The organism is Streptomyces sp. BR123, assembly GCF_013401435.1.
GTDB lineage: Bacteria > Actinomycetota > Actinomycetes > Streptomycetales > Streptomycetaceae > Streptomyces.
Window position 1 is genome coordinate 1 of sequence record NZ_JACBGN010000684.1, and the last position, 437, is coordinate 437.

1 pseudogene is annotated in these 437 nt (G+C 76.7%); it reads left to right on the plus strand.

Annotated elements, in window-relative coordinates:
• Window positions 1–346, plus strand: a pseudogene (locus HYE82_RS37030) (LLM class F420-dependent oxidoreductase); the annotation flags it as partial.
• Window positions 347–437 lie beyond the last annotated feature (91 nt).

Genomic DNA, 437 nt, shown 5'->3' on the forward strand with positions numbered 1-437 from the left:
GCCCCCACGCGAACTCGGCCCCGGCCAGCCCCTCCACGGCCCGCGCACCCTCCTCGGCGGCGCCGCCGGCCCCAAACTGTTCGCGGCCATCGCCGACCACGCCGACGGCTGGCTCCCGATCGGCGGCGGAGGCCTGACCGAAGCCCTGCCGGTCCTGCGCCAGGTCTGGGAAACCGCGGGCCGCGACCCGAAGACCCTCCACGTCGTCCCGTACGCGGTCCACCCCAACCCGGGCAAGCTCGCGCACTACCGGGACCTGGGCATCGAGGAGGTGGTCCTCCAGCTCCCCTCGGCGGACGAACCCGAAATCCTCCGCGCCCTGGACACCTGGGCGCAGTACCTCTGACGGGAGGCGGCCGACGTGCCGGGCGAACCCGAGGTCCGACACCTCCGGCGCCCCACCGCCTCGGCCCCCGTCCCGCCGCCCCGGCCGCCGC